Genomic DNA, 20,850 nt, shown 5'->3' on the forward strand with positions numbered 1-20,850 from the left:
GGTCGGGGCCCTCTCGCGTTCCGTACCGGTCCCGTGGATGACCCCAGATCACCCCGGGAAGGGCCGTACCCTCACAGACACCCGAACTCGGCCCGGGAAGCATTTGCGCTGGTCACGGCGCCGTTCCAGCTGGTCGCGCCGATCAGCTCGCGGCGCTCTCCCGGGCGCGCAGGTCCTTGCGCAGAATCTTGCCCGCCGCCGACTTCGGCACCTCGTCGATGAACTCGACGACGCGGATCTTCTTGTGCGGGGCGATCCGCTCGGCGACGAAGCTCATCACCTCGTCCTCGGTCAGGTCGGCGGCGTTCTGCTGCTTCACCACGAAGGCCTTCGGCACCTCCTCGCCCTCGGCGTCGCGCACCCCGATGACCGCCGCGTCGGCGATCTTGTCGTGGGTGAGCAGCAGCGCCTCGAGCTCGGCCGGCGGGACCTGGTAGCCCTTGTACTTGATCAGTTCCTTGACCCGGTCGACGATCGTGAAGACGCCGTCCTCGGTCACCGTCGCGACGTCACCGGTGTGCAGGTAGCCCTCGGCATCGAGGGTGGCCGCGGTGGCCTCCTCGTTGTTCAGGTAGCCGACCATCACGTTCGGGCCCTTGACCCACAGCTCGCCGCGGCCACCGGGCCCGACCTCCTCGCCGGTGTCGGGGTCGACGAGCTTGCACTCGGTGTTGGGCACCGCGAAGCCGCAGCTGTTGAGGTCGATGTCGGGGCGATCGTCGGGGATGCAGTGGCTCACCGGGGACATCTCGGTCATCCCGTAGCCCTGCAGCACCGTGCAGTTCAGCCGCTTCGCCACCGCATGCCCGAGCTCGGCGTCCAGCGGGGCGGCGCCGGAGAAGATCACGTCGATGCAGGACAGGTCGTACTGGTCGACGACGGGGTGCTTGGCCAGCGCGACCGCGACCGGCGGCGCGATGTACACCCGCTGGACCTCGTACTCGGAGACGATCCGCAGGAACTCGACCAGGTCGAACTTCGGCATCGTGACGACGGTGGCCCGCTTGTGCAGGCCCTGGTTCATCATCACGGTCATGCCGTAGATGTGGAAGAACGGCAGCACCGCGAGGATCTTGGTGTCGGTGCCGACGTTGCCCAGCGGCTCGATCTGCGCGAGGTTCGCGATCAGGTTGCGGTGGGTCAGGACGACGCCCTTGGCCCGGCCGGTGGTGCCCGAGGAGTAGGGCAGCACGGCGGTGTCGCCGGCGGAGACCTCGATGGCGGGCGGCTCGGCGGTGGTGCCGAGCAGGTCGCGCAGCGAGGTGTAGCCCTCCGCGCCGTCCAGTACGACGATGGCGTCGTCGGTCAGCCCGGCCTCCTTCGCGGCCGCCGTCGCCCGGTCCAGGAACGGCGAGATCGTGATCAGCAGCTTGGCTCCGGAGTCGCTCAGCTGGTGGGCCAGCTCACCCGGGGTGTACAGCGAGTTGGCGCTGGTGACGATGGCGTTGGCCCGCAGTACACCGTGGAACGCGGCGACCCAGTAGGGCGTGTTCGGCGCGAAGATGCCGACCACCTCACCCTTGCCGATCCCCCGCTCGGCGAGCGCCGCGGCGATCTTCTCGACCATGGCCTCCAGCTCGCCGTAGCTGATCGTGGCCCCGGAGCCGCCGTCGATCAGGGCCGGGGCTCCGGCCCGGTCGCCGAACCCGGCGGTGAACAGGAACTCGAACAGCGAGACCTCGGGGATCTCGACATCCGGGTACGGGCTGCGGATGGGCATCGGGCGCTCCCTTGCGACTGTCACTACCGGGGATGGCGCGATCGTGGTGATCGGCACCGTAGGTGTGGCGCTCATGCTAAATCGGACAGAACCGCCTTCCGAACGAGGCCGACGGCACCAGGCAGGCGCGCACGAAGGGGACTAACGATCAGGCTGCGCGTTTGGTTCGACGGCCCCGTGGCCGCCCGGGGAACCCGGCACGCCCATCAGGCGAACAGGTGCTCGAACGCCCGCAGGTTGGCCAGCGACTCCCCACGCTCGGAACGCCACGCGTACTCGCGGCGGATGGAGGTCGCGAAGCCGAGCTCGAGCAGGGTGTTGAAGTCGCCGTCGGCGGCCTCGAGTACCTGGCCGAGCACCCGGTCGAGCTCCTCGGCGTGGACGGCGTGCAGGCCGATCCGGCCGATCAGATGGATGTCGCCGATCCGGTCCAGCGCGTAGTGCACCCCGTAGAGCCGGGCGTTGCGCTGCAGCATGAACCGGTAGACGCCCTCGTGGTTCTCGTCCGGCTGACGACAGACGAACGCCTGCACGAACAGGGTGTGGTCGCGCAGCAGCAGCCAGCACTGGGTCGACAACCGGTTCGTCCCGGGCAGCGTGACCAGGAACTGGCCCGGCTCGCGGCGCTGGTAGTCGACCTCCAGCTCACGCAGCGCGGCCTCGACCCGCGTGTCGAGCTCGTCGGTCTCCATCCCGGGCCCCTTCCGTCAGCGGTCGATCATGCCCGCCAGCGCACCGCCCTGCAGCGCTGGGGCCTCTCCCGTGCTTAGCCGCTCCTGCCGGGCGACAAACTCTGCGCCCGCATCGGCGTAGGTGGCCAGCAGCGCGTCGGTGGTGCGGTCCCAGGAGAAGCCGCGCGCGTGCTCGACGGCACCGGCCCCCAGCTCGTCGCGCCGGGCCGGGACGAGCGCGACCCGGGCGAGGGCGTCGGCCCACTCGCCGGCGCCGTGGCCCGGCACGAGCAGTCCGGAGGACCCGTCGGCCACCGCGACGGGCAACCCGCCCACCCGGGCCGCGACGACGGGCGTCCCGCAGGCCTGGGCCTCCAGCGCCACCAATCCGAACGACTCGTTGTGGCTCGGCACCGTGACGACGTCGGCGGCCCGGTACACGTCGACCAGCCCGTCGCCGGACTGCGGCGGCAGGAACCGCAGGACGCCGTCGGCCCCGCCGAGCCCCAGCGAGTCACCGAGGCTCTGCAGCGCCGTCGGTTCGGCCAGGCCGCTGCCCGACGGCCCGCCCGCGACGAGCACGACCAGCCGCGAACGCAGCGGGGGCTCACGGCGCAGCAGCTCGGCGGCCGCCCGCAGCAGCACGTCCGGGGCCTTGAGCGGCTGGATCCGCCCGACGAAGGCGAGCACCACGGCGTCCGGGGCGATGCCGAGCGCGGCCCGCGCGGCGGCCCGGTCACCGGGGCGGAACCGGTCGAGATCGACCCCGGGTGGGATGGTCACGGTCCGCCACGGGTCGGCGCCGTAGAGCTCGACGAGCTGGCGGGTCTCGATCTCGGTGTTGCCGATCAGCCGGTCGGCCTCGGCGACGACCTGGTCCTCGCCGATCACCCGGACCTTCGGTTCCGGCCGGTCACCCTCGGCCAGCGCGGCGTTCTTCACCCGGGCCAGGGTGTGCGCACTGTGCACCAGCGGCACGCCCCACCGGTCCCGGGCCAGCCAGCCGACCTGCCCGGAGAGCCAGTAGTGCGAGTGCACGACGTCGTACCAGCCGGGCTCGTGGCGGGCCTCGGCGCGCAGCACACCCGCGGTGAACGCGCACAGCTGGCTGGGCAGGTCGTCCTTGCCCAGGCCCTCGAACGGCCCGGCGGCGACGTGCCGGACGAGCACCCCGGGCACCATCTCGACCACCGGCGGCAGTTCGGACGACGTGGCGCGGGTGAAGATCTCCACCTCGACGCCACGCTGCGCCATCCGCAGCGCGGTCTGGACGATGTAGACGTTCATGCCGCCCGCGTCGCCGGTTCCCGGCTGCTCCAACGGCGAGGTGTGGACCGACAGGACGCTCACCCGGTTCGGCAGCACCGCGTCCACGGCGCGGCCGGCACAGTCGCCGCTCACGAAACCTTTCCTAGCACGCGACAGAAAGGTTTACCCAGCAACCGGTTCGTCCGATCGGCCGAGTGCCGCTGTCGCCAGCAGCGCCCGAACCGGGTCCGAGGCGTGCCATCGTCCGTCAGCATCGTGCCAGGCCGGGACGGGTCGGCGGCCCGCTGCCGGGCGGCGCAGCTCGATCACCAGCTCGTCGTGCACGATCAGTTCCCCGGAAGGCACCTGCAGCCCCAGTGTGTGGCATGCCACCACGACCTCTGCCAGATCCGCCCAGCGCACCGTCCGGCCGGTGCCGACCACCGAGCCGGACACGACGTCGGAGGCGAGCGGCAGGTCGAGCAGATCGGCCAGCGCGCCGCTGTCCCCCGCGTCCCCGCCCGCGACCAGTTCGGCGGCGGGCAGCACGGCGGCGAGCCACGGGGCGTCGAGCACCACCGCGTCGTCGACGCCGACCACGCTGCCGTCGAGGGCCCGGACCTGCTCCGGGGCGTCCAGCTCGGCGGGGTCGACACGCCCGCAGGCGACGGCCGCGGCCAGTTCGGCATGTGCGGCGGCGACCAGCGCGACATCCGGATGCCGCTCGGGATCGGACAGCCGGTCCAGCAGGTCGGCCGCGTCGGCGTCGTCGGTCACCCCGAACCCGGCCCGCACCCCGATCGCGGCGAGGAACGCCTCGTCCGGGCCGCCCGCGCCGTCGCCGCCGACCGGGGCCGGGTCGTAGAGCGCGGCGAGCCCGGACGCCGACGGCAGCCGCCAGCGCCCGGGGCGGTGCCCGCCGAGCCGGGCGTGCGCGGCCAGCCACCACGCCGTGTACCCGCCGTGCAGGACGGCGGCCCGGGTGTCCGGCTCACCGGCCAGCAGCCGCAGCGCGGCCGGCCAGGCGTCGTCGGCGACGAGATCGAGGTCGCGGACCGCGACGAGCCCTGCCGGCGGTTCGTCGAGCCCGTCCCACCAGAGGTCCTCGTCGTGCAGGTCGTGGTCGGGGCCGGCCGGCTCGTCGTCGACGACGACCGCGAACCCGTCCAGCACGCCGGCGGCGGTCAGTACCGACCGCGGGACCCGGTCGGCCCAGGCCGCGTCGAGCACACCGACCGGGACGTCGCCGGCGAGCAGCGGGCGCAGCGCGGCGTCGGGCAGCATCAGCTCGTCGGCGCGGGCCGGCTCGCCGTCGGTGTCGGGCAGCGCGAGCGCGCCCAGCCACGGACGCCGGGCGGCGGCCCCCGGACCGAGCTCGCCGACGAGGTCGAGCACCGCCTCGGCCAGCGGCCGCGTGTCGAGTCCGGCCTCCGCGTCGTCCACCGAACGTTCGACGGCGTCGCGCAGCGCCGGCTGGTCGAGCACCCCCACGGGATCCGCCGCGGCCGCCCCCAGCCGGGCCAGCAGCGGGTGCACGGCGTCGGCGGCGGCGATGTGCAGGCCGGGCAGCCCCAGCTCGGCGAGCCGGGCGACCGGGCCTGCCGCCTCCGCGCCGGGCAGCAGCACCGATGACGGTCCGGCCACGGTCCGCCCGTCGGCCAGCGGCACCGGAAGTCCGCGCAGCTCGTCGACCAGCCCGGGCACGGATTCCGCGGCCGGCTCCAGCGCGGTGTACACCGCCTGCCACCACCGCGCCGGGCGGCGCACCCCGAGCAGCCGGGCGACCAGCTCGTCGGCGCCCAGCCGGTGCACCCCGAGCTCGGCGAGAACGCCGGTGTGCGCGCCGGTGACCGTGTCCGGGGCGAGCAGCCCGGCGAACGCCGGGTCACCACCGGCGAGCAGCTCCGCGAGCCCGTCGGCGCCCGGCAGATCCAGCCACTCGGCGCGGCCGGGCGCGAGCTCGGTCCCGGCCGGGTCCCCGGCACCGGGCAGCCACGCGGCGCCGCGCAGCGCGTCGAACAGCACCTCGCGCAGCCGGGCGTCGAGCTCCGAGCGAGGGAAACCGGGCTCCGGGACCAGGCCCATCCGGTCTGCGGGCGGCACCCCGCGGACCAGGTCCAGGTAGGCCGGGCCGGCCTCGGCGAGCACCCGGTCGGTGACCGGACCGCTGCGGGTGCGGCGCCGGTCGGGCTCCAGCGGGATGGTCGCGATCAGCCTGGCCGGCAGCGAGAGCCGCTCGGCGCTCGCGGTCGGGGCGTGCAGCACCTCCCCGGCGCCCGCGCGCAGCGGGCGCGGCCGTCCGGCGGTGTCCACCGGCACCGCCCAGCAGACGGTCCAGTCGAGGCGGCCGCGCAGCTCGGTGGCCTGGGCGCCGGCGGCGGCGGCGTCCAGCCGTCCGGTCCGGCGGGCCAGCAGCCAACGCTGCGGCCCGTCGGGGGCACCCTCGATGCGCGCCGCGCCGGGCCTGTCGTCGATCCGGCGCAGCACCGTGTCACCGACCGCGATCTCGACCAGGCCGGGCAGCGCGAGCAGCAGGTCCGGGGCGGCGTCCAGGGCCGCGGCCAGCAGAGCGGCCGGGTCCGCGTCCGCGCGCAGCGGCAGCCGCACCTCGGTGTCGAACCCGGTGGGCGGCGGCGCCTCGCCGGGCGCCACCGGCCAGACCAGCCGCAGCACCGGCAGCTGCCCGCCACGGCGGTCCAGTTCCTCGGCCGGCCCGGGCAACGCGCGCGCCTCCGCGGCGGTGCCGGCGGCGGAGAACCGCACCCCGGAACCGGCCCCGCTGACCACCCGGGGCTCTGCGGACACCGCCAGTACCGCGGCGAACCCGACCCCGAACCGCCCGACCGAGCCGTCCTCGTCGCGCTTCGCCGAGGCCCGCAGCGAGGCCAGCGCGGCCACCCCGGCCGCATCCAGCGGCGTCCCGGTGTTGGCCACCCGCAGCTCGCCGTCGACGACGGTGACCTGCAGCCGCCCGGGGACCGACGCGGCCCGGGCGGCATCGGCCGCGTTCTGGGCCAGCTCGACGAACCACGCGTCGGCGTAACCGCCGAGCAGCAGGTCCTCCTCCGCGTTCGCGTCCTCCCGGAACCGGGTCGGCGAACCCGCCCACGCGTCGAGCACCGCAGCGCGCAGCGCGGCGGTGCGGTACGGGTCGGCGATCTCGGGGGCGGGCATGGGCCGGTACGCCTACGCGGTCGGGATCAGGACTCGGTCGGCTCCAGGTCGACCCCGTCGTCGTAGACCAGCGGGGCCACGTGCACCGGCGAGCCGTTCTCGACCACGACGTCGGAGTGCGCGCCGCAGCCGAACTCGACGGACACCACCGCACCGTCGGCGGGGCTGTACTCGTTGGCGCACACCCCGAAGCCCGCCCGCAGCGAACCGGCCAGGGGCAGGAAGAACGCGCAGGTCCCGCACGAGGCGGGGGCGGCCTTGGCCATGTCCGCGGCCGGGCCGTGCGGGCCGTCCTGCCAGCGCTGTGCGGCGTCCACGCGGCCACTGCGGCTGAGCACCTTGGTGCGGCCGAGGCCGATCTCGGTGGCGACCTCCTCGACGGCGGGGTCGTCGGACTGCAGATAGGCCGGGACGATGCGGTCGTCGGCGGGCGCGGGCGGCAGCAGGTCGCCGACCCCGAGGTCTCCGGGGCGGATCCGCTCCTGCCACGGCACCCAGCTCGGCGCCACCAGCGCGTCCGGTCCGGGCAGCAGCACGACCTCGCTGACCGTCACGGGCTCGCCCTCGCCCGCGCAGGCGACCGTGACGGCCCAGCGCCAGCCGCGGTACCCGCCGTGCGTGGCGGCGAAGTAGTGGGTGAGGGCGTTGGCGCTCTCCGGTCGCGCCTCGAGGTGTTCGCCCACCGACTCCTCGGCGGCTGCGGCGCCGACATCGGTGGCTGCCTCGTCGATCGCGGCGGACCGGGCCAGCGCAACCGCGGCCGCGAGCTGGCGGGGCGGGTCGAGGGTCGGAACGGCGCTCATCCGAGAAATTGTGCCACTCTCGGAAACCGTGACTGTGCGGCGTGCGCTGCTGGGCGCCCTCGCCCTCGTGATGGCCGGTTGTGCCGCGGCGACGCCGCCGGTCGATCCGGGTCCGGATGTCCCGCTGCTGCACCCGCAGGTCATCGCCGTGCTGCGCCACGACACGAGCGCGTTCACCCAGGGGCTCGAGCTCGACGACGGGGTGCTCTACGAGGGCACCGGGCTGTCCGGCCACTCGCAGCTGCGCGAGCTCGATCCGGCCACCGGGGCGCTGCGCCGCGCCGTCCCGCTGCCCGACGGCGAGTTCGGCGAGGGCATCACCGTGGTCGGCGACCGGATCTGGCAGCTCACCTGGCGCGACGGGGTGGCACTCGAGTGGGACCGGCAGACCCTGCAGCTGCTGCGCCGGGTCCCGTTGCAGGGCGAGGGCTGGGGGCTGTGTTTCGACGCGGGACACAACCGGCTGGTCCGCACCGACGGCACCGATCGGCTGCGCTTCCAGGACCCGGTGACCTTCGCCGAGACGGGCTCGGTGCGGGTCACCCTGGACGGCCGATCGGTCCCCGAACTCAACGAGCTGGAATGCGTCGGCGGGCAGGTGTGGGCCAACGTGTGGCCCACCGACCGGCTGGTCCGGGTCGATCCCGCCGACGGCCGGGTGACCGCGGTGGTGGACGCCGGCGGGCTGCTCGACGCGCGCAGCCGGGCCGGCACCGACGTGCTCAACGGCATCGCCGCGGTCGGTGACGGGCAGTTCCTGCTCACCGGGAAGCTGTGGCCGTCGATGTTCCGGGTCCGCTTCGTGTCCTGACGGCTGCGGCGCGTCCCGCTCGGACCCGGGCCGACGAGCGTCCGGATAGGTCAGAATGTGGACGTGGCACGGTCCGGTTCCTCCCAGCCCCGGCGGGGGCGCCGTGCAGGCCGGCGGACGTGGGTGACCGTCGACGGCGGGCCCGTCTCCGGCCACATCCCGGCTGCGGCCTCCGAACAACCGCCGGCCGAGGACCACGAGACGCCCCCGGCCGCACCCCGGCCCGTCCCGGACGAACCGCTGATCCGCCGCCGCTACCCCTGGCACGACGACCCCGACTACGACCCCGCCGAGTACCGCCGCAACCCACCTCCGGCCCCGGCCTGGCGGCCGCCGCCGGACCCGCACGGCCTGCCGTCGGAGGACCTGCCACCTGCCGACCCGCGGCCGGCGGTCGACCCGTCGGACGAGGAGGCGCCGGAGGCACCCACCGGGAACCGCCCGGCCCGTCCCGGCCCGCGCCGCCCCCGCAAGCTGACGGTCACCCGCGTCGCGGCGATGCGCAGCCGGGAGATCACCGGGAACGGGATCCGCGCGTTCCGCCGCGCCACGACGGCCGACGGCGCCGACCGCTCGGGCCTGGAGGCGCTCACCTACGCGACGATGATGACCTACGCGGTGGACGCCGCAGTCGCCGTCGCGCTGGCCAACACGCTGTTCTTCGCCGCCGCGAGCGCGCAGAGCAAGACCAACGTCGCGCTCTACCTGGCGATCACCGTCGCACCGTTCGCGCTGGTCGCACCCGTGATCGGGCCCCTGCTGGACCGGCTGCAGCGGGGCCGCCGGGCGGCGCTGGCGATCTCCTTCGCCGGTCGCGCGCTGCTCGCCGTGGTGATGGCGCTGAACTACGACAACTGGCTGCTCTACCCGGCCGCGCTGGGCACGATGGTGCTCAGCAAGTCCTTCGTCGTGCTCAAGGCGGCGGTCACCCCGAGAGTGCTGCCCGAGAAGATCACCCTGGTCACCACGAACTCCCGGCTCACCGCGTTCGGGCTCGCGTCCGGCGCGCTGTTCGGCGGCATCGGTGGCGCCGTGGCCGCCCTCGTCGGCTCGAACGGCGCGCTGTTCTACACCGCCGCGCTGTGCGTGGTCGGGACCGCGCTGTGCCTGCGCATCCCACGCTGGGTGGAGGTCACCGCCGGGGAGGTGCCTGCCGCGCTGCGCAGCAGCCGGCGCGGCAAGCGGCAGCCGATGGGTCGCCCGGTGCTGGTCACGCTGTGGGGCAACGGCTCGATCCGGGTGCTGACCGGCTTCCTGACGCTGTTCGTCGCATTCGTGGTGAAGGCCCAGACCGAGCAGAACCCGGCCCGGCAGCTGGTCCTCATCGGCATCGTCGGCACCGCGGCCGGGATCGGCTCGTTCACCGGCAACGCGGTCGGCTCGCGGCAGCGGTTCCGGCACGCCGACACCCTGGTGCTGGCCTGTATCACCGCGGCGTGGGCGTCGGCGGTCGTCGCGGCGGTGCTGCCCGGGATCGTGACCGCGGCCGTGGTCGGGCTGGTCGCCGCGACCGCGAGCGCGCTGGCCAAGGTGTGCCTCGACGCGGTGATCCAGCGCGACCTGCCGGAGGAGTCACGGGCGTCCGCGTTCGGCCGCTCGGAGACGGTGCTGCAACTGGCCTGGGTGTTCGGTGGTGCGCTCGGTGTGCTGGTCCCGCACAGCACGTTCTGGATCGGGTTCGCGATCGTCGCCGCCGTGGTGGCCCTCGCCGGCACCCAGACGGCGCTGATCAGCCGCGGCCGCAGCCTGGTGCCGGGGCTGGGTGTGCGCGGCGCGGGGCCCGGCCCGCAGCCCGTGCGCTGAGCCACTCCGGATCATCGGCCGCCACCACGCTCCGTATGGTGAAGGCGTGTCCCGCCGCGTGTTCGGAGTGCTGCTGCTCGCGCCCGCCCTGCTGCTGGCCGGCTGCGGGTCGAGCGCACCGCCCGAGGTGACGTTCACCGTCGGCGGGCAGGCGAAGACCACCGGCCCCACCCAGTACTGCGATCTGCAGCTCACCAATTGCAAGGACGACTCCGGCGCGGAGGTCCGGCTTCCCGTGCCGGCCGGCACCGCCGTGCAGGTGGCGGTGCCCGCCGGCATCTCCGAGACGCCCTGGCACGTCGTGTTCAGCTACCGCGGCCCGGACGGCAAGCAGGTCGACGGCCGCAGCCCGGTCTTCGCCCCGAAGGCTCAGAAGGACTACACCCTCGAACTGCCCGACCAGGGCGACCAGTTGCTCACCGCGCAGGTGCAGCAGTTCGGCCCGGCCCCGGTGACCGACCCCGAGACCGGCGAGGTGGAGTTCCCGGTCCGGGGCAGCTGGGTGCTGATCGCCGCCGGGGGCTGACCCCGGCTCAGCCGGCTCGGCCGGCTCAGCCGTCCAGGTCGCGCGCGACCGCGCGGACCACCTCGGCGGCCAGCTTGCAGGTCTTGCGGTCGGGGTAGCGCCCCCGCCGCAGGTCGGGCTGCACCTTCGACTCGAGCAGCTTGATCATGTCCTCGATCAGGCCGTGCAGCTCCTCGGCCGGACGCCGGGTCGCCTCGACCACCGACGGCGGCGCATCGACCAGGCGCACGGACAACGCCTGCGGGCCCCGCCGGCCCTCGGCCATGCCGAACTCCACCCGCTGGCCGGCCTTGAGTGTCTGCACCCCGGGCGGCAGCGCAGCCTTTCGGACATAGACGTCCTCGCCACCGTCCTGGGCGAGGAAACCAAAGCCCTTGTCGGCGTCGAACCACTTGACCCTGCCGGTCGGCACCTTGTTCACCCGTTCCTCGATCGATTCTCTTGTCGCCCGCCCCGCGTCGGAAACGCGGCATCCGCACGACAAAACGCGCCCCTGATGCCTGGTCCGCCGCACACTGCTGGATCGGCTCGCCGAGCGACACCGGGACGCGCGGACTCAGCCTAGCGTCGTGTCCCCCGTCCACGCAGCGGCCGAGCGGCGCCTAATGTTCGGCATTCAGCGGGCTTGCCGTCGCTGTTGCACTGCGATAGCGACGACAAGCCCGCGATACCGGCGCGGGCTCAGGCGTTGCGGACCGCGGCCGCCTCGGCGAGATCCAGCATCTCGATCGAGCGCTCGCGCATCTCCACCTTGCGCACCTTGCCGGTGACGGTCATCGGGAATTCGTCGACGACCACGACGTGGCGCGGGATCTTGTAGTGCGCGAGCTTGCCGTCGGCGAACTCGCGGACGGCCTCCGCGGTGAGCTCGGGGGCGCCCTCGCGCAGCGTCACCCAGGCGCACAGCTCCTCGCCGTAGCGGATGTCGGGAACGCCGACGACCTGCGCATCCAGCACGTCGGGGTGGGTGTAGAGGAACTCCTCGATCTCGCGCGGGTAGATGTTCTCCCCGCCGCGGATGACCATGTCCTTGATCCGGCCGGTGATGTTGACGTACCCGTCGGAGTCCATGATCCCGATGTCGCCGGTGTGCATCCAGCGGGCGGCGTCGATCACCTCGGCGGTCTTGTCCGGCTGGTTCCAGTACCCGAGCATCACCGAGTAGCCGCGGGTGCACAGCTCGCCCGGCTCGCCACGGGGCAGCGTCAGCCCGGTCTCCGGGTCGACGATCTTGACCTCGAGGTGTGGGTGCACCCGGCCGACCGTGGAGACCCGCAGCTCCAGCGAGTCGTCGGTGCGGGTCTGGGTGGACACCGGTGAGGTTTCGGTCATCCCGTAGCAGATCGTCACCTCGGTCATGCCCATCCGGTCCACGACCTGCTTCATCACCTCGACCGGGCACGGCGACCCGGCCATGATCCCGGTCCGCAGCGAGCTCAGGTCGTAGGAGGAGAAATCCGGGTCGTTCAGCTCGGCGATGAACATCGTCGGCACCCCGTAGAGCGACGTGCAGCGCTCCTGGGCGACGGCGGCGAGGGTGGCCTTCGGGTCGAAGCCCTGGGCCGGGATCACCATCGTCGCGCCGCTGCTGGTGCACGCCAGGTTGCCCATCACCATGCCGAAGCAGTGGTAGAAGGGCACCGGGATGCAGACCCGGTCCTCAGGGGTGTAGCCGGAGAGCCGCCCGACGAAGTAGCCGTTGTTCAGGATGTTGTGGTGGCTCAGCGTGGCGCCCTTGGGGAAGCCCGTGGTGCCCGAGGTGTACTGGATGTTGATCGGGTCGTCCGGGCTCAGCTCGGACTGGCGCCGGGCGAGCTCGGCACGGTCGCCGCCGCGACCGGACTCCACGAGCGCGTCCCAGTCCTTGGTGCCGATCAGCACGACCTGGCGCAGCGCCTCGCACCGCGGCCGGACCTCGTCGATCATCCCGGCGTAGTCCGAGGTCTTGAAGCTCTGCGCGGCGACCAGCACCGAGATCCCGGCCTGGTTGAGCACGAACTCCAGCTCGTGCGTGCGGTAGGACGGGTTGATGGTGACCAGGATGACGCCGATCTTGGCCGTGGCGTACTGGGTCAGCGTCCACTCGGCCATGTTCGGGGCCCAGATGCCGAGCCGGTCGCCCTTGGTCAGGCCGGCGGCGATCAGGCCCATCGCGACGGTGTCGATCTCTTCGCGCAGCTCGGCGTAGGTCCAGCGGCGTCCGGTCGCGACCTCGACCAGCGCCTCGGCGTCGGGCATCGCCGCCGCCGTCCGGTCGACGTTGTCGCCGATGGTGTCGCCGAGCAGCGGGACGTCGGAGGTGCCGGAGGCGTAGGAGGGGACGGCCGGTGCGGTGCTATCCCTGCCTGCGGAAGTCACGGCGTTGTACTCCTCGTGCGGTCGGGCGGCCCGGACCGGCAGGGAGCGCAGCCGATCGCAGAGCCGATCTTGATCCTGTGATGCGAGCCATATCCTGCGCTGCCGCCCGCTGCGACGCCACCTCCATGTGGGGAGTCGGCCCGAAACCCGCTCGTGTCCTGGCGATATCCTCGGAAGATGCACGACCCCCGCGTCCTGCTCGACCCGGCCACCGATGCCGCGCGGCGCCTCGCCCGGCGCGGCTACCAACTCGATCTCGCGCAACTGGAGAAGCTCTTCGGCGGCCGCAACGCCGCCATCCAGCGTGGCGACGAGGCGCGCGCCGAGTCCAAGCGGATCGCCTCCGCGGTGAAGAACGCCTCCCCCGAGCAGCGCCCCGCGCTCGTCGAACGCGCCCGCGAGCTCAAGACGACGATCGCCGCCGCCGAGGAGGAGCACAAGGCCCTCGAGACGGAGCTGCAGGAGTTCCTGCTCGGCATTCCGAACCTGCCCGCCGACGAGCTGCCCGACGGGTCCTCCGACGAGGACGCCGAGGAGGTGCGCAGCTGGGGCGAGCCGGTGCAGCTCGACTTCACCCCGCTCGACCACGTCGACCTCGGCGAGAAGCTGGGCATCCTCGACCTGCCCCGGGCGACCAAGCTGTCCGGTCCCCGGTTCGCGGTGCTGCGCGGGAAGGGCGCCGCGCTGGAGCGGGCGCTGTCCCGCTTCTTCCTCGACCTGCACACCGACCGGCACGGCTACACCGAGTACTCGGTGCCCACCCTGGTCACCCGCGCGACGATGACCGGCACCGGGCAGCTGCCGAAGTTCGAGCAGGAACTGTTCCGCACCGAGGTGGCCGACCGGGAGCTGTTCCTCATCCCGACCGCCGAGGTCCCGCTGACCAACCTGCACGCGCGGGAGACGCTGCAGCTGGAGGACCTCCCGCTCGCCTACACCGCACACACGCCGTGTTTCCGCTCCGAAGCGGGTTCCTACGGCCGCGACACCCGCGGGCTGATCCGGATGCACGAGTTCTCCAAGGTGGAGCTGGTGCGCATCGTCGACCCGGAGCGCTCCCGCGACGAGCTGGAGATCCTGCTCGGGCACGCCGAGGCCGTGCTGCAGGAGCTCGGGCTGGCCTACCGGGTGGTCAAGCTGGCCGCCGGGGACATCGGGTTCTCCGCCGAGTTCACCTACGACATCGAGGTGTGGCTGCCCAGCCAGGGCCGGTACCGGGAGATCTCGTCGGTGTCGGACTTCGGGACGTTCCAGGGCCGCCGGGCCGGAATCCGGACCAAGGCCAAGGACGGCACGCGCGGCTTCGCGGCCACGCTGAACGGCTCCGGGTTGCCGATCGGCCGGACGCTGGTCGCGATCCTGGAGCAGGGCCAGCAGGCCGACGGCTCGGTGCGCATCCCCGAGGCCCTGGTGCCCTACACCGGCTTCGACGTCCTCACCGCGCAGTAGCCGCGGCCGGTCACAGCCCGCCGGTGTAGAGCAGCCGGTCCGGCGTCCCGTCGACGTTGCCGCCGGAGATCACCCCGGGCGTCGCCTGACCGATGATCCACTGCCGGACGGTGGCGCTGGGCGCGTCGCCGAATCGCTGCTTGTACAGCGCCGCCACCCCGGCGGCGAACGGCGCGGCCATCGAGGTGCCGGTGTAGGAAGCGGTCTGCCCACCCGGGGTGGTGGAGATGATGCCGGTGCCCGGCGCGTAGAGACCGACGCAGGGCCCGGTGCTCGAGCTCGACGCCCGCCGGTCGTCGATCGTGGAGTTGGCGACCACGAGCACCCCCCGCGCATCCCGTGGGGCGACCGAGCAGTCGTCGGCGCCGGTGTTGCCCGCCGAGGACGCCACGAACACCCCGGAGGCGACGAGCTGCTCGACCGCGGAGGTCAGCACGCCGGACTGCCCGTAGCTCCAGGACATCACGGCGACGGCGGGCCTCTGGGCGTTCTTGGCGACCCAGTCGACCCCGGCGAGCAGGGACGACAGCGTCCCCGACCCGTTGCAGTCCAGCACCTTCACCGACCGCACCTGGGCCTGCTTCGCGACGCCGTAGTCCTTCGAGGCGGCGATGCCGGCGACGACGGTGCCGTGCCCGTCGCAGTCGCCCGGGATGTTGTCGATGGTGTCGGTGCCGAACTGCGCGCGGCCACCGAACTCGGGGTGGGTGACGTCGACGCCGGTGTCGAGCACGTAGACGGTGACGCCGGCGCCGGTGGCGTCGGCGGTGTAGTGGCCGTCCAGCGGCAGCGTGCGCTGGTCGATCCGGTCCAGCCCCCAGTTGCGCGGATCGATCTGGACGGCCTCGGCACCGGAGAGCCGGACGGACCGCGGCTCGAGCGGGTTGATCCGCCGGTCCTCCTCGACGCCGAGCACGCCGGGCCGCTTGCGCAGCGAGTCGACCTGAGCGCTGGTGAGCCGGGCGGCGAACCCGGCGACCGCCCGGTTGAACGTCGCCGACGGCCGGGCCCCGACCGCCCGGGCCGCGGCGTCCGCCTCGGCGGCCGTCCGGGCGTGCACGACGTAGTCCGCGGGGGCGGCCGACCCGGCGACGGCGCCCTGCGCGAACCCGCTCGCCGGCCCGAGCAGCGCCGCGGCGACCTGGAGGACGAGCACCACGGGGACGACCCGCAGGAGCAGTCGTGTCACAGAAAGCGACGGTACGGATGAGGCAGGAGTCGCAACAGAGACACGATCGTGTCGGGTGATGCCGATGTGCAGGATGTGACAGCGCAGGGTATTGAGACATACGGCCGTCCGGGTCGCCCGCCCGGCGGATGACACCGGCGCCCGCGACATCCGCCGGCCGGACGTGCCGGCGATCCCCCCGCCGATGATCATGCAGGTGCGGTCGACCCGCCCGATGGAGCCGCGTTCGTCCCTCGCGCACTCGTTCCCACCGCGGCGCCCCACCCCTGCCGGGTGGGGACGCGGAGGGGCCGGCGTGGTTAGCGTCCGCCTTCGAACGAGACCGGTCAGGGGGCCCGCACATGCGTCTGTCGATCCGCAACCAGCTCGCCGGTACCGTCGAATCGGTCGATTCCGGCGGGGCGCTCAGCGTGGTGAAGGTCGCGCTGGACGGCGGCCAGCACGTCACCGCGTCCATCACGAACGAGGCCGTGGCCGATCTCGGCCTCACCCAGGGCAGCAAGGTCACCGTCCTGGTGAAGTCGACCGAGGTCGCCCTGGCCGCGGAGTGAACCCGGGCGGGTGACATCCGCTCAGCCGCCGGCGGCGTGAATGCCGACCTCGGTCGCCTTCACCACGAACCACAGCGCCGCCCCGGGTTCCGCTCCCAGATCGGCGACCGCCGCCGGCGTGACGTCGGCGGCCAACCCGTCGACCCAGTCCGGGCCGCCGTCCATCGCACCCGCCCGCAGCCGCACGACGTCGCCGCGCGGCTCGATGGCCGCCAGCCGGACCGGCAGGACGTTGCGCGGGCTGCCCTGGGGCGGCTTCGCGTACACGGCCACCGCGGACGGCGGGAACACCGCGACGGCCCGCTCGCCGGGCGCCGCCCCGCCGTTGCCGCGGCCGGCCACCAGCAGCCCGTCGGCGGTCCGCAGGCCGTCCTCGCACGCCGTACCGGGCACCAGGTCGAGGCCGGCGATCCGGGCGGTGAACGGGCTACGCGGGCGGGTCAGCACGTCGCGGGTCAGGCCCCGTTCGACGACCCGGCCACCGGTCAGCACCACCACCCGGTCGGCCAGCACGAGCGCATCGAGCGCGGAGTGGGTGACCAGCACCGCGGTCTGTTTCCCGTCGCGGATCATCCGGCGCAGCAGCGAACGCATGGCCGGGGTGGCGTCGACGTCGAGCGCGGCGAGCGGTTCGTCGAGCAGCAGCAGCCCCGGCCCGGGGGCCAGCGCCCGGGCCAGCGCGACCCGCTGCTGCTGCCCGCCCGACATCTGGGCCGGCCGGCGGTCGGCGAGCGCGGCCACGTCGACGTCGGCGAGCAGGTCCCGGGCGGCGCGCTCCGCCTCGCGGCGCGGCACGCCCATCGCCCGGGGGCCGAACGCGACGTTGCCGACCGCGGTGAGATGCGGGAACAACAGAGCCTGCTGGGCCAGCAGCCCGACGCCGCGCCGGTGCGCCGCGACGTGCACGCCGGCCGCGACGTCGGTGACGACCGTGTCCCCGACCCGGACGTGCCCGGCGTCCGGGCGCAGCAACCCGGACAGCACGCCCAGCAGCGTGGACTTACCCGCGCCGTTGGGCCCGAGCACCGCGACCACCTCGCCGGGTTCGGCGGCCAGCTCGACGTCGAGGGTGAACCCGGGACGGCTCAGCGTGATGGACGCGTCGAGGCCGGGCGTCACCGCAGCCCCTCGACGGTCCGCGGACGGCCGACCACGATCACGATGATCGACACCACCACGATCAGCAGTGACAGCGCGACCGCCCCGTCGACATCGGTCTGCCCCTGCAGATAGACCAGCAGCGGCAACGTCCGCGTGGTGCCCTGCAGGCTGCCCGCGAAGGAGATCGTCGCGCCGAACTCCCCCATGCAGCGGGCGAAGGCCAGTACTGCTCCCGAGGCGAGCCCCGGGAGCACCAGCGGCACCGTGACCCGCCGGAACGCCAGTATCGGTGACGCGCCCAGCGTGGCGGCGACCTGCTCGTAGCGTTCGCCCGCGGTCCGCAGCGAGCCCTCCAGGCTGACGACCAGGAAGGGCATCGCCACGAACGTCTGCGCCAGCACCACGGCCGCGGTGGTGAACGGCACCGTGATCCCGAACGCCAGGTCCAGCCCGCGCCCGACCAGGCCGGTCCGGCCGACGAGGAACAGCAGCGCGAGCCCGCCGACCACCGGCGGCAGCACCAGCGGCAGCAGCACCACCGAACGCACCGTCCGCAGCCCGTGCAGCCGGCTGCGCGCCAGCACGACGGCGAGCGGGCCGCCGAGCAGGATGCACAGCCCCGTCGAGATCGCGGCGGTGATCAGGGACAGCCGCAGCGCGTCCAGGGCCGCGTCGCTGAGCAGCAGTTCCGGCATCCGGGACCAGTCCGCCTTGAGCAGCAGCCCGAACACGGGCAGCGCGATCAGGGCGAAGGCCAGGGCGGCCGGCACCCAGAGCAGCCGGGGCAGCCCGACCCCGGTGTCGTGGCGCTGGTCCTTCGAGGGCCGCGTACGGCTGGTGCGGACCTCGTCGGCTGCCGTCGTCACGACGCCGTCGCTGCTTCCGGGCCGCCGCGCGTCACTTCGTGCCGAACCCGGCGGCCTGCAGCGCCTTCTGTCCGGCCTCGCCGGTCACCAGAGCCTCGAACTTCTGGGCCAGGTCGGCCTGCGGTGCGTTCTTCACGACCGCGATCGGGTAGCTCGTCACGGCCTGCTGCGCCTGCGGGAAGCTCACGCCCTGCACCGCACCCTTGGCCGCGGTGACGTCGGTGACGTAGACCAGGCCCGCGTCGGCGTTGCCGGTGCTCACCTTGTTGAGGGTGGACTTGACGTCCTGCTCCTCGCTGACCGGCTTCAGCGTCACGCCGGTGGCCTTCTCCACCTGTGCGGCGGCCGCCCCGCACGGCACCTGTGGGGCACACACCACGACCTTGAGGTCGGGCTTGGTGAGGTCGGCGAAGGACGTGATGTGCTTCGGGTTGCCCGGCAGGGTCGCGATCTGCAGCACGTTGGTCGCGAAGACCTTCGGCGCGCCGGCAGCGTCCCCGGCGTCGGTCACCGTCTTCATCGTGGCGTTGCTGGCCGCGGCGAACACGTCGGCGGGCGCCCCGTTGACGATCTGCTGGGCCAGGTCGGACGAGCCCGCGTAGTTGAACTTCACCGTGACGCCGGGGTTCTGCGCCTCGAACTGCTTGCCCAGCGCGTTGAACGTGTCGGTCAGCGACGCCGCGGCGAACACCGTGAGCGTGCGCGCCTGTGGGGCGGAGGCCTGCGCAGAGCCGGACGACGCGCCGCCGCAACCGGCCAGGGCCAGGGCGAGAGCGGCCAGCACACCGGCCAGGACACGGATCCTCACGAGCTACCTCCGGGGGTTTCGATCACGACATTCGTCGACTTGATGACCGCGACGGCGAGCGCCCCGGGTTCCAGACCCAGCTCGCGGACGGCCTCGCTGCTCATCAGCGACACCACCCGGTGCGGCCCGCACTGCATCTCCACCTGAGCCATCACGCGGTCGGCCACGACCGCGGTGACCAGCCCGACGAACCGGTTGCGCGCCGAGCGTCCCACCTCGGACGGGTCGGGCGCGCTGTGGGCGTGCTCGCGCGCGAACGCAGCGAGCGCGGCGCCGTCGATGACCTTGCGGTTGGAGGCGTCCGGCTGCACCGGCAGCGTGCCCGCCTCGACCCATCGGCGGACCGTGTCATCACTGACACCGAGCAACCGAGCGGCCTCGGCAATCCTGAACTGCGGCACGAGCGGGATCCTATGTCCGCGTCTGCGACTTCCACCAGCAGAGCTCGTCGGGTGTGGTTTGCTGCGGGACGTGGACTTCGAACCCAGCGCCGTGGCTGCCGATTACACGAAGCGGATGCGTGCCTTCCTCGACGAGAAGGTGCTGCCGGCGGAGCCGGCCTACGACGCCTGGCGCGCCGAGCGCCGAGGTACCCCGGCCGAATGGGATCTGCCCCCGGTGGTCGAGGAGCTGAAGGCCGAGGCCCGCGCCCGCGGCCTGTGGAACCTGTTCCTGCCCAGCGTCTCCGGGTTGTCCAACCTGGAGTACGCACCGATCGCCGAGGTCTCCGGCTGGTCGCCGGTGATCGCGCCCGAGGCGATCAACTGCCAGGCCCCGGACACCGGGAACATGGAGACGCTGCACCTGTTCGCCACCCCCGAGCAGAAGGAGCAGTGGCTCGAGCCGCTGCTGGCCGGGGAGATCCGGTCCGCGTTCGCGATGACCGAGCCCGACGTCGCCTCCTCCGACGCGACCAACGTGCAGACCACCATTCGCCGCGACGGCGACGAGTACGTCATCTCCGGTAAGAAGTGGTGGATCTCCGGCACCGCCGACGAGCGCTGCAAGATCTTCATCGTGATGGGCAAGACCGACCCGGAGGCAGCGGCGCACCGCCAGCAGTCGATGGTGCTGGTCCCCCGCGACGCCCCCGGCCTGGAGATCGAGCGGCACCTGCCGACGTTCGGCTACCAGGATCAGCACGGGCACTCCGAGATCGAGTTCCACGACGTGCGGGTGCCGGTGAGCAACCTGCTCGGCGAGGAGGGTGGCGGGTTCGCGATCGCCCAGGCCCGGCTCGGCCCCGGTCGCATCCACCACTGCATGCGGTTGATCGGCATGGCCGAGCGGGCCATCGACCTGATGGTGCGCCGCGCACGGTCGCGAGTCGCCTTCGGACGGCCGCTGGCCGACCAGGGCGTGGTGCGCGAGCAGATCGCGCAGTCGCGGATCGAGGTCGAGCAGGCGCGCCTGCTGGTGCTCAAGACCGCATGGCTGATCGACAGGTTCGGCGCCAGGGGCGCGGCGACCGAGATCGCCGCGATCAAGGTGATCTGCCCGCGGATGGCGTGCGACGTCATCGACCGCGCCATCCAGATCCACGGCGGCGGCGGGATGAGTGACGACTTCCCGCTCGCCTACTTCTACACCTGGGCCCGCGCGCTGCGACTGGCCGACGGTCCCGACGAGGTGCATCTGCGGACGGTCGCCCGCCAGGAGCTCGGCCGGCACGCCTGACGGCCTCGCCGGCCCGCCCGCCGCCGGCGGGCCGGCATCCTGTCCCCTCGATCAGGGAGATGCTGGGAAGTAAAACCGCGTCTGCGCATGTCGGT

The 20,850-nt window shown here is 73.2% G+C and carries 18 protein-coding genes and 1 pseudogene; 6 read left to right on the forward strand and 13 right to left on the reverse strand.

The annotated features are described in order from the left end of the window. Window positions 1-142: 142 nt before the first annotated feature. From HF526_RS12060 to HF526_RS12080, 5 genes are all read right to left on the reverse strand, one after another. The gene (locus HF526_RS12060; RefSeq protein WP_169381481.1) at window positions 143-1,720 is read right to left on the reverse strand and encodes a 4-coumarate--CoA ligase family protein; all 1,578 of its coding nucleotides are present in this window, start codon (window positions 1,718-1,720) and stop codon (window positions 143-145) included. Window positions 1,721-1,926: 206 nt separating this feature from the next. Beyond that, window positions 1,927-2,412 (reverse strand): type III secretion system chaperone family protein, encoded by a 486-nt coding sequence (locus HF526_RS12065; RefSeq protein ID WP_169381482.1) that lies wholly within the window; start codon window positions 2,410-2,412, stop codon window positions 1,927-1,929. A gap of 15 nt (window positions 2,413-2,427) precedes the next feature. After that, the gene (gene mshA, locus HF526_RS12070; RefSeq protein ID WP_338051424.1) at window positions 2,428-3,792 is read right to left on the reverse strand and encodes a D-inositol-3-phosphate glycosyltransferase; all 1,365 of its coding nucleotides are present in this window, start codon (window positions 3,790-3,792) and stop codon (window positions 2,428-2,430) included. A 30-nt stretch (window positions 3,793-3,822) separates the two neighbouring features. Then, entirely contained in the window at window positions 3,823-6,813 is a 2,991-nt protein-coding gene (locus tag HF526_RS12075; protein ID WP_169381483.1) for a sacsin N-terminal ATP-binding-like domain-containing protein, read from the reverse strand. Between the two features lie 26 nt (window positions 6,814-6,839). Further along, entirely contained in the window at window positions 6,840-7,616 is a 777-nt protein-coding gene (locus HF526_RS12080) for a DUF3027 domain-containing protein (RefSeq protein WP_169381484.1), read from the reverse strand. 70 nt (window positions 7,617-7,686) lie between these two features. Between HF526_RS12080 and HF526_RS12085 the strand changes: the two genes are divergently transcribed. The 3 genes from HF526_RS12085 (at window position 7,687) to HF526_RS12095 (ending at window position 10,756) form a co-directional block, all read left to right on the forward strand. After that, complete coding sequence (locus HF526_RS12085; protein WP_169381534.1) at window positions 7,687-8,427, forward strand: glutaminyl-peptide cyclotransferase; 741 nt, start codon at window positions 7,687-7,689, stop codon at window positions 8,425-8,427. Window positions 8,428-8,550: 123 nt separating this feature from the next. Next, window positions 8,551-10,230: an MFS transporter gene (locus HF526_RS12090; protein WP_338051425.1), complete on the forward strand. Its 1,680-nt coding sequence runs from the start codon at window positions 8,551-8,553 to the stop codon at window positions 10,228-10,230. A gap of 46 nt (window positions 10,231-10,276) precedes the next feature. Beyond that, window positions 10,277-10,756: a DUF2771 family protein gene (locus HF526_RS12095; protein ID WP_169381485.1), complete on the forward strand. Its 480-nt coding sequence runs from the start codon at window positions 10,277-10,279 to the stop codon at window positions 10,754-10,756. A 25-nt stretch (window positions 10,757-10,781) separates the two neighbouring features. Here HF526_RS12095 and HF526_RS12100 read toward each other — a convergent pair whose 3' ends face one another. Together HF526_RS12100 and HF526_RS12105 are read right to left on the reverse strand one after the other, a co-directional pair. Beyond that, on the reverse strand, window positions 10,782-11,168 hold the full coding sequence (locus tag HF526_RS12100; protein ID WP_338051426.1) for a cold-shock protein: 387 nt from the start codon (window positions 11,166-11,168) through the stop codon (window positions 10,782-10,784). Window positions 11,169-11,437: 269 nt separating this feature from the next. Then, window positions 11,438-13,114, reverse strand: coding sequence for an AMP-binding protein (locus HF526_RS12105; RefSeq protein WP_169381487.1), 1,677 nt, complete (start codon window positions 13,112-13,114; stop codon window positions 11,438-11,440). A gap of 177 nt (window positions 13,115-13,291) precedes the next feature. Between HF526_RS12105 and serS the strand changes: the two genes are divergently transcribed. Then, window positions 13,292-14,563 carry a serine--tRNA ligase gene (serS, locus tag HF526_RS12110; RefSeq protein ID WP_169381488.1) on the forward strand — a complete coding sequence of 424 codons (1,272 nt, stop codon included), beginning with the start codon at window positions 13,292-13,294 and terminating at the stop codon, window positions 14,561-14,563. A 10-nt stretch (window positions 14,564-14,573) separates the two neighbouring features. Here the strand turns inward: serS and HF526_RS12115 are convergent, their stop codons facing one another. Continuing rightward, on the reverse strand, window positions 14,574-15,752 hold the full coding sequence (locus HF526_RS12115) for a S8 family peptidase (RefSeq protein ID WP_338051427.1): 1,179 nt from the start codon (window positions 15,750-15,752) through the stop codon (window positions 14,574-14,576). A 341-nt stretch (window positions 15,753-16,093) separates the two neighbouring features. On the opposite strand from HF526_RS12115, the gene HF526_RS12120 reads away from it, so the two are divergent. Beyond that, entirely contained in the window at window positions 16,094-16,303 is a 210-nt protein-coding gene (locus HF526_RS12120) for a TOBE domain-containing protein (RefSeq protein WP_169381490.1), read from the forward strand. Window positions 16,304-16,324: 21 nt separating this feature from the next. Here the strand turns inward: HF526_RS12120 and HF526_RS37380 are convergent, their stop codons facing one another. From HF526_RS37380 to HF526_RS12140, 5 genes and pseudogenes are all read right to left on the reverse strand, one after another. Then, window positions 16,325-16,897, reverse strand: a complete 573-nt coding sequence (locus HF526_RS37380) for a TOBE domain-containing protein (RefSeq protein WP_420821612.1) — start codon at window positions 16,895-16,897, stop codon at window positions 16,325-16,327. Between the two features lie 39 nt (window positions 16,898-16,936). Next, window positions 16,937-17,359: pseudogene (locus HF526_RS37385) on the reverse strand (ATP-binding cassette domain-containing protein); the annotation flags it as partial. 59 nt (window positions 17,360-17,418) lie between these two features. Further along, entirely contained in the window at window positions 17,419-18,192 is a 774-nt protein-coding gene (locus HF526_RS12130; protein ID WP_169381536.1) for an ABC transporter permease, read from the reverse strand. Window positions 18,193-18,301: 109 nt separating this feature from the next. Then, entirely contained in the window at window positions 18,302-19,072 is a 771-nt protein-coding gene (modA, locus tag HF526_RS12135; RefSeq protein WP_169381538.1) for a molybdate ABC transporter substrate-binding protein, read from the reverse strand. 2 nt (window positions 19,073-19,074) lie between these two features. After that, on the reverse strand, window positions 19,075-19,479 hold the full coding sequence (locus HF526_RS12140) for a TOBE domain-containing protein (protein WP_169381491.1): 405 nt from the start codon (window positions 19,477-19,479) through the stop codon (window positions 19,075-19,077). Between the two features lie 70 nt (window positions 19,480-19,549). On the opposite strand from HF526_RS12140, the gene HF526_RS12145 reads away from it, so the two are divergent. Then, window positions 19,550-20,755, forward strand: coding sequence for an acyl-CoA dehydrogenase family protein (locus HF526_RS12145; RefSeq protein WP_169381492.1), 1,206 nt, complete (start codon window positions 19,550-19,552; stop codon window positions 20,753-20,755). Window positions 20,756-20,850 lie beyond the last annotated feature (95 nt).

Origin of the sequence: Pseudonocardia acidicola, assembly GCF_012911935.1 — a bacterium.
In the GTDB taxonomy this organism is placed as follows: domain Bacteria; phylum Actinomycetota; class Actinomycetes; order Mycobacteriales; family Pseudonocardiaceae; genus Pseudonocardia; species Pseudonocardia acidicola.

Coding starts and splice junctions, on each gene's coding strand:
- HF526_RS12060 (WP_169381481.1), bottom strand. CDS start 1,720: ATGCCCATCCGCAGCCCGTACCCGGATGTCGAGATCCCCGAGGTCTCG.
- HF526_RS12065 (WP_169381482.1), bottom strand. CDS start 2,412: ATGGAGACCGACGAGCTCGACACGCGGGTCGAGGCCGCGCTGCGTGAG.
- HF526_RS12075 (WP_169381483.1), bottom strand. CDS start 6,813: ATGCCCGCCCCCGAGATCGCCGACCCGTACCGCACCGCCGCGCTGCGC.
- HF526_RS12080 (WP_169381484.1), bottom strand. CDS start 7,616: ATGAGCGCCGTTCCGACCCTCGACCCGCCCCGCCAGCTCGCGGCCGCG.
- HF526_RS12085 (WP_169381534.1), top strand. CDS start 7,687: ATGGCCGGTTGTGCCGCGGCGACGCCGCCGGTCGATCCGGGTCCGGAT.
- serS (WP_169381488.1), top strand. CDS start 13,292: ATGCACGACCCCCGCGTCCTGCTCGACCCGGCCACCGATGCCGCGCGG.
- HF526_RS12120 (WP_169381490.1), top strand. CDS start 16,094: ATGCGTCTGTCGATCCGCAACCAGCTCGCCGGTACCGTCGAATCGGTC.
- HF526_RS37380 (WP_420821612.1), bottom strand. CDS start 16,897: ATGCGTTCGCTGCTGCGCCGGATGATCCGCGACGGGAAACAGACCGCG.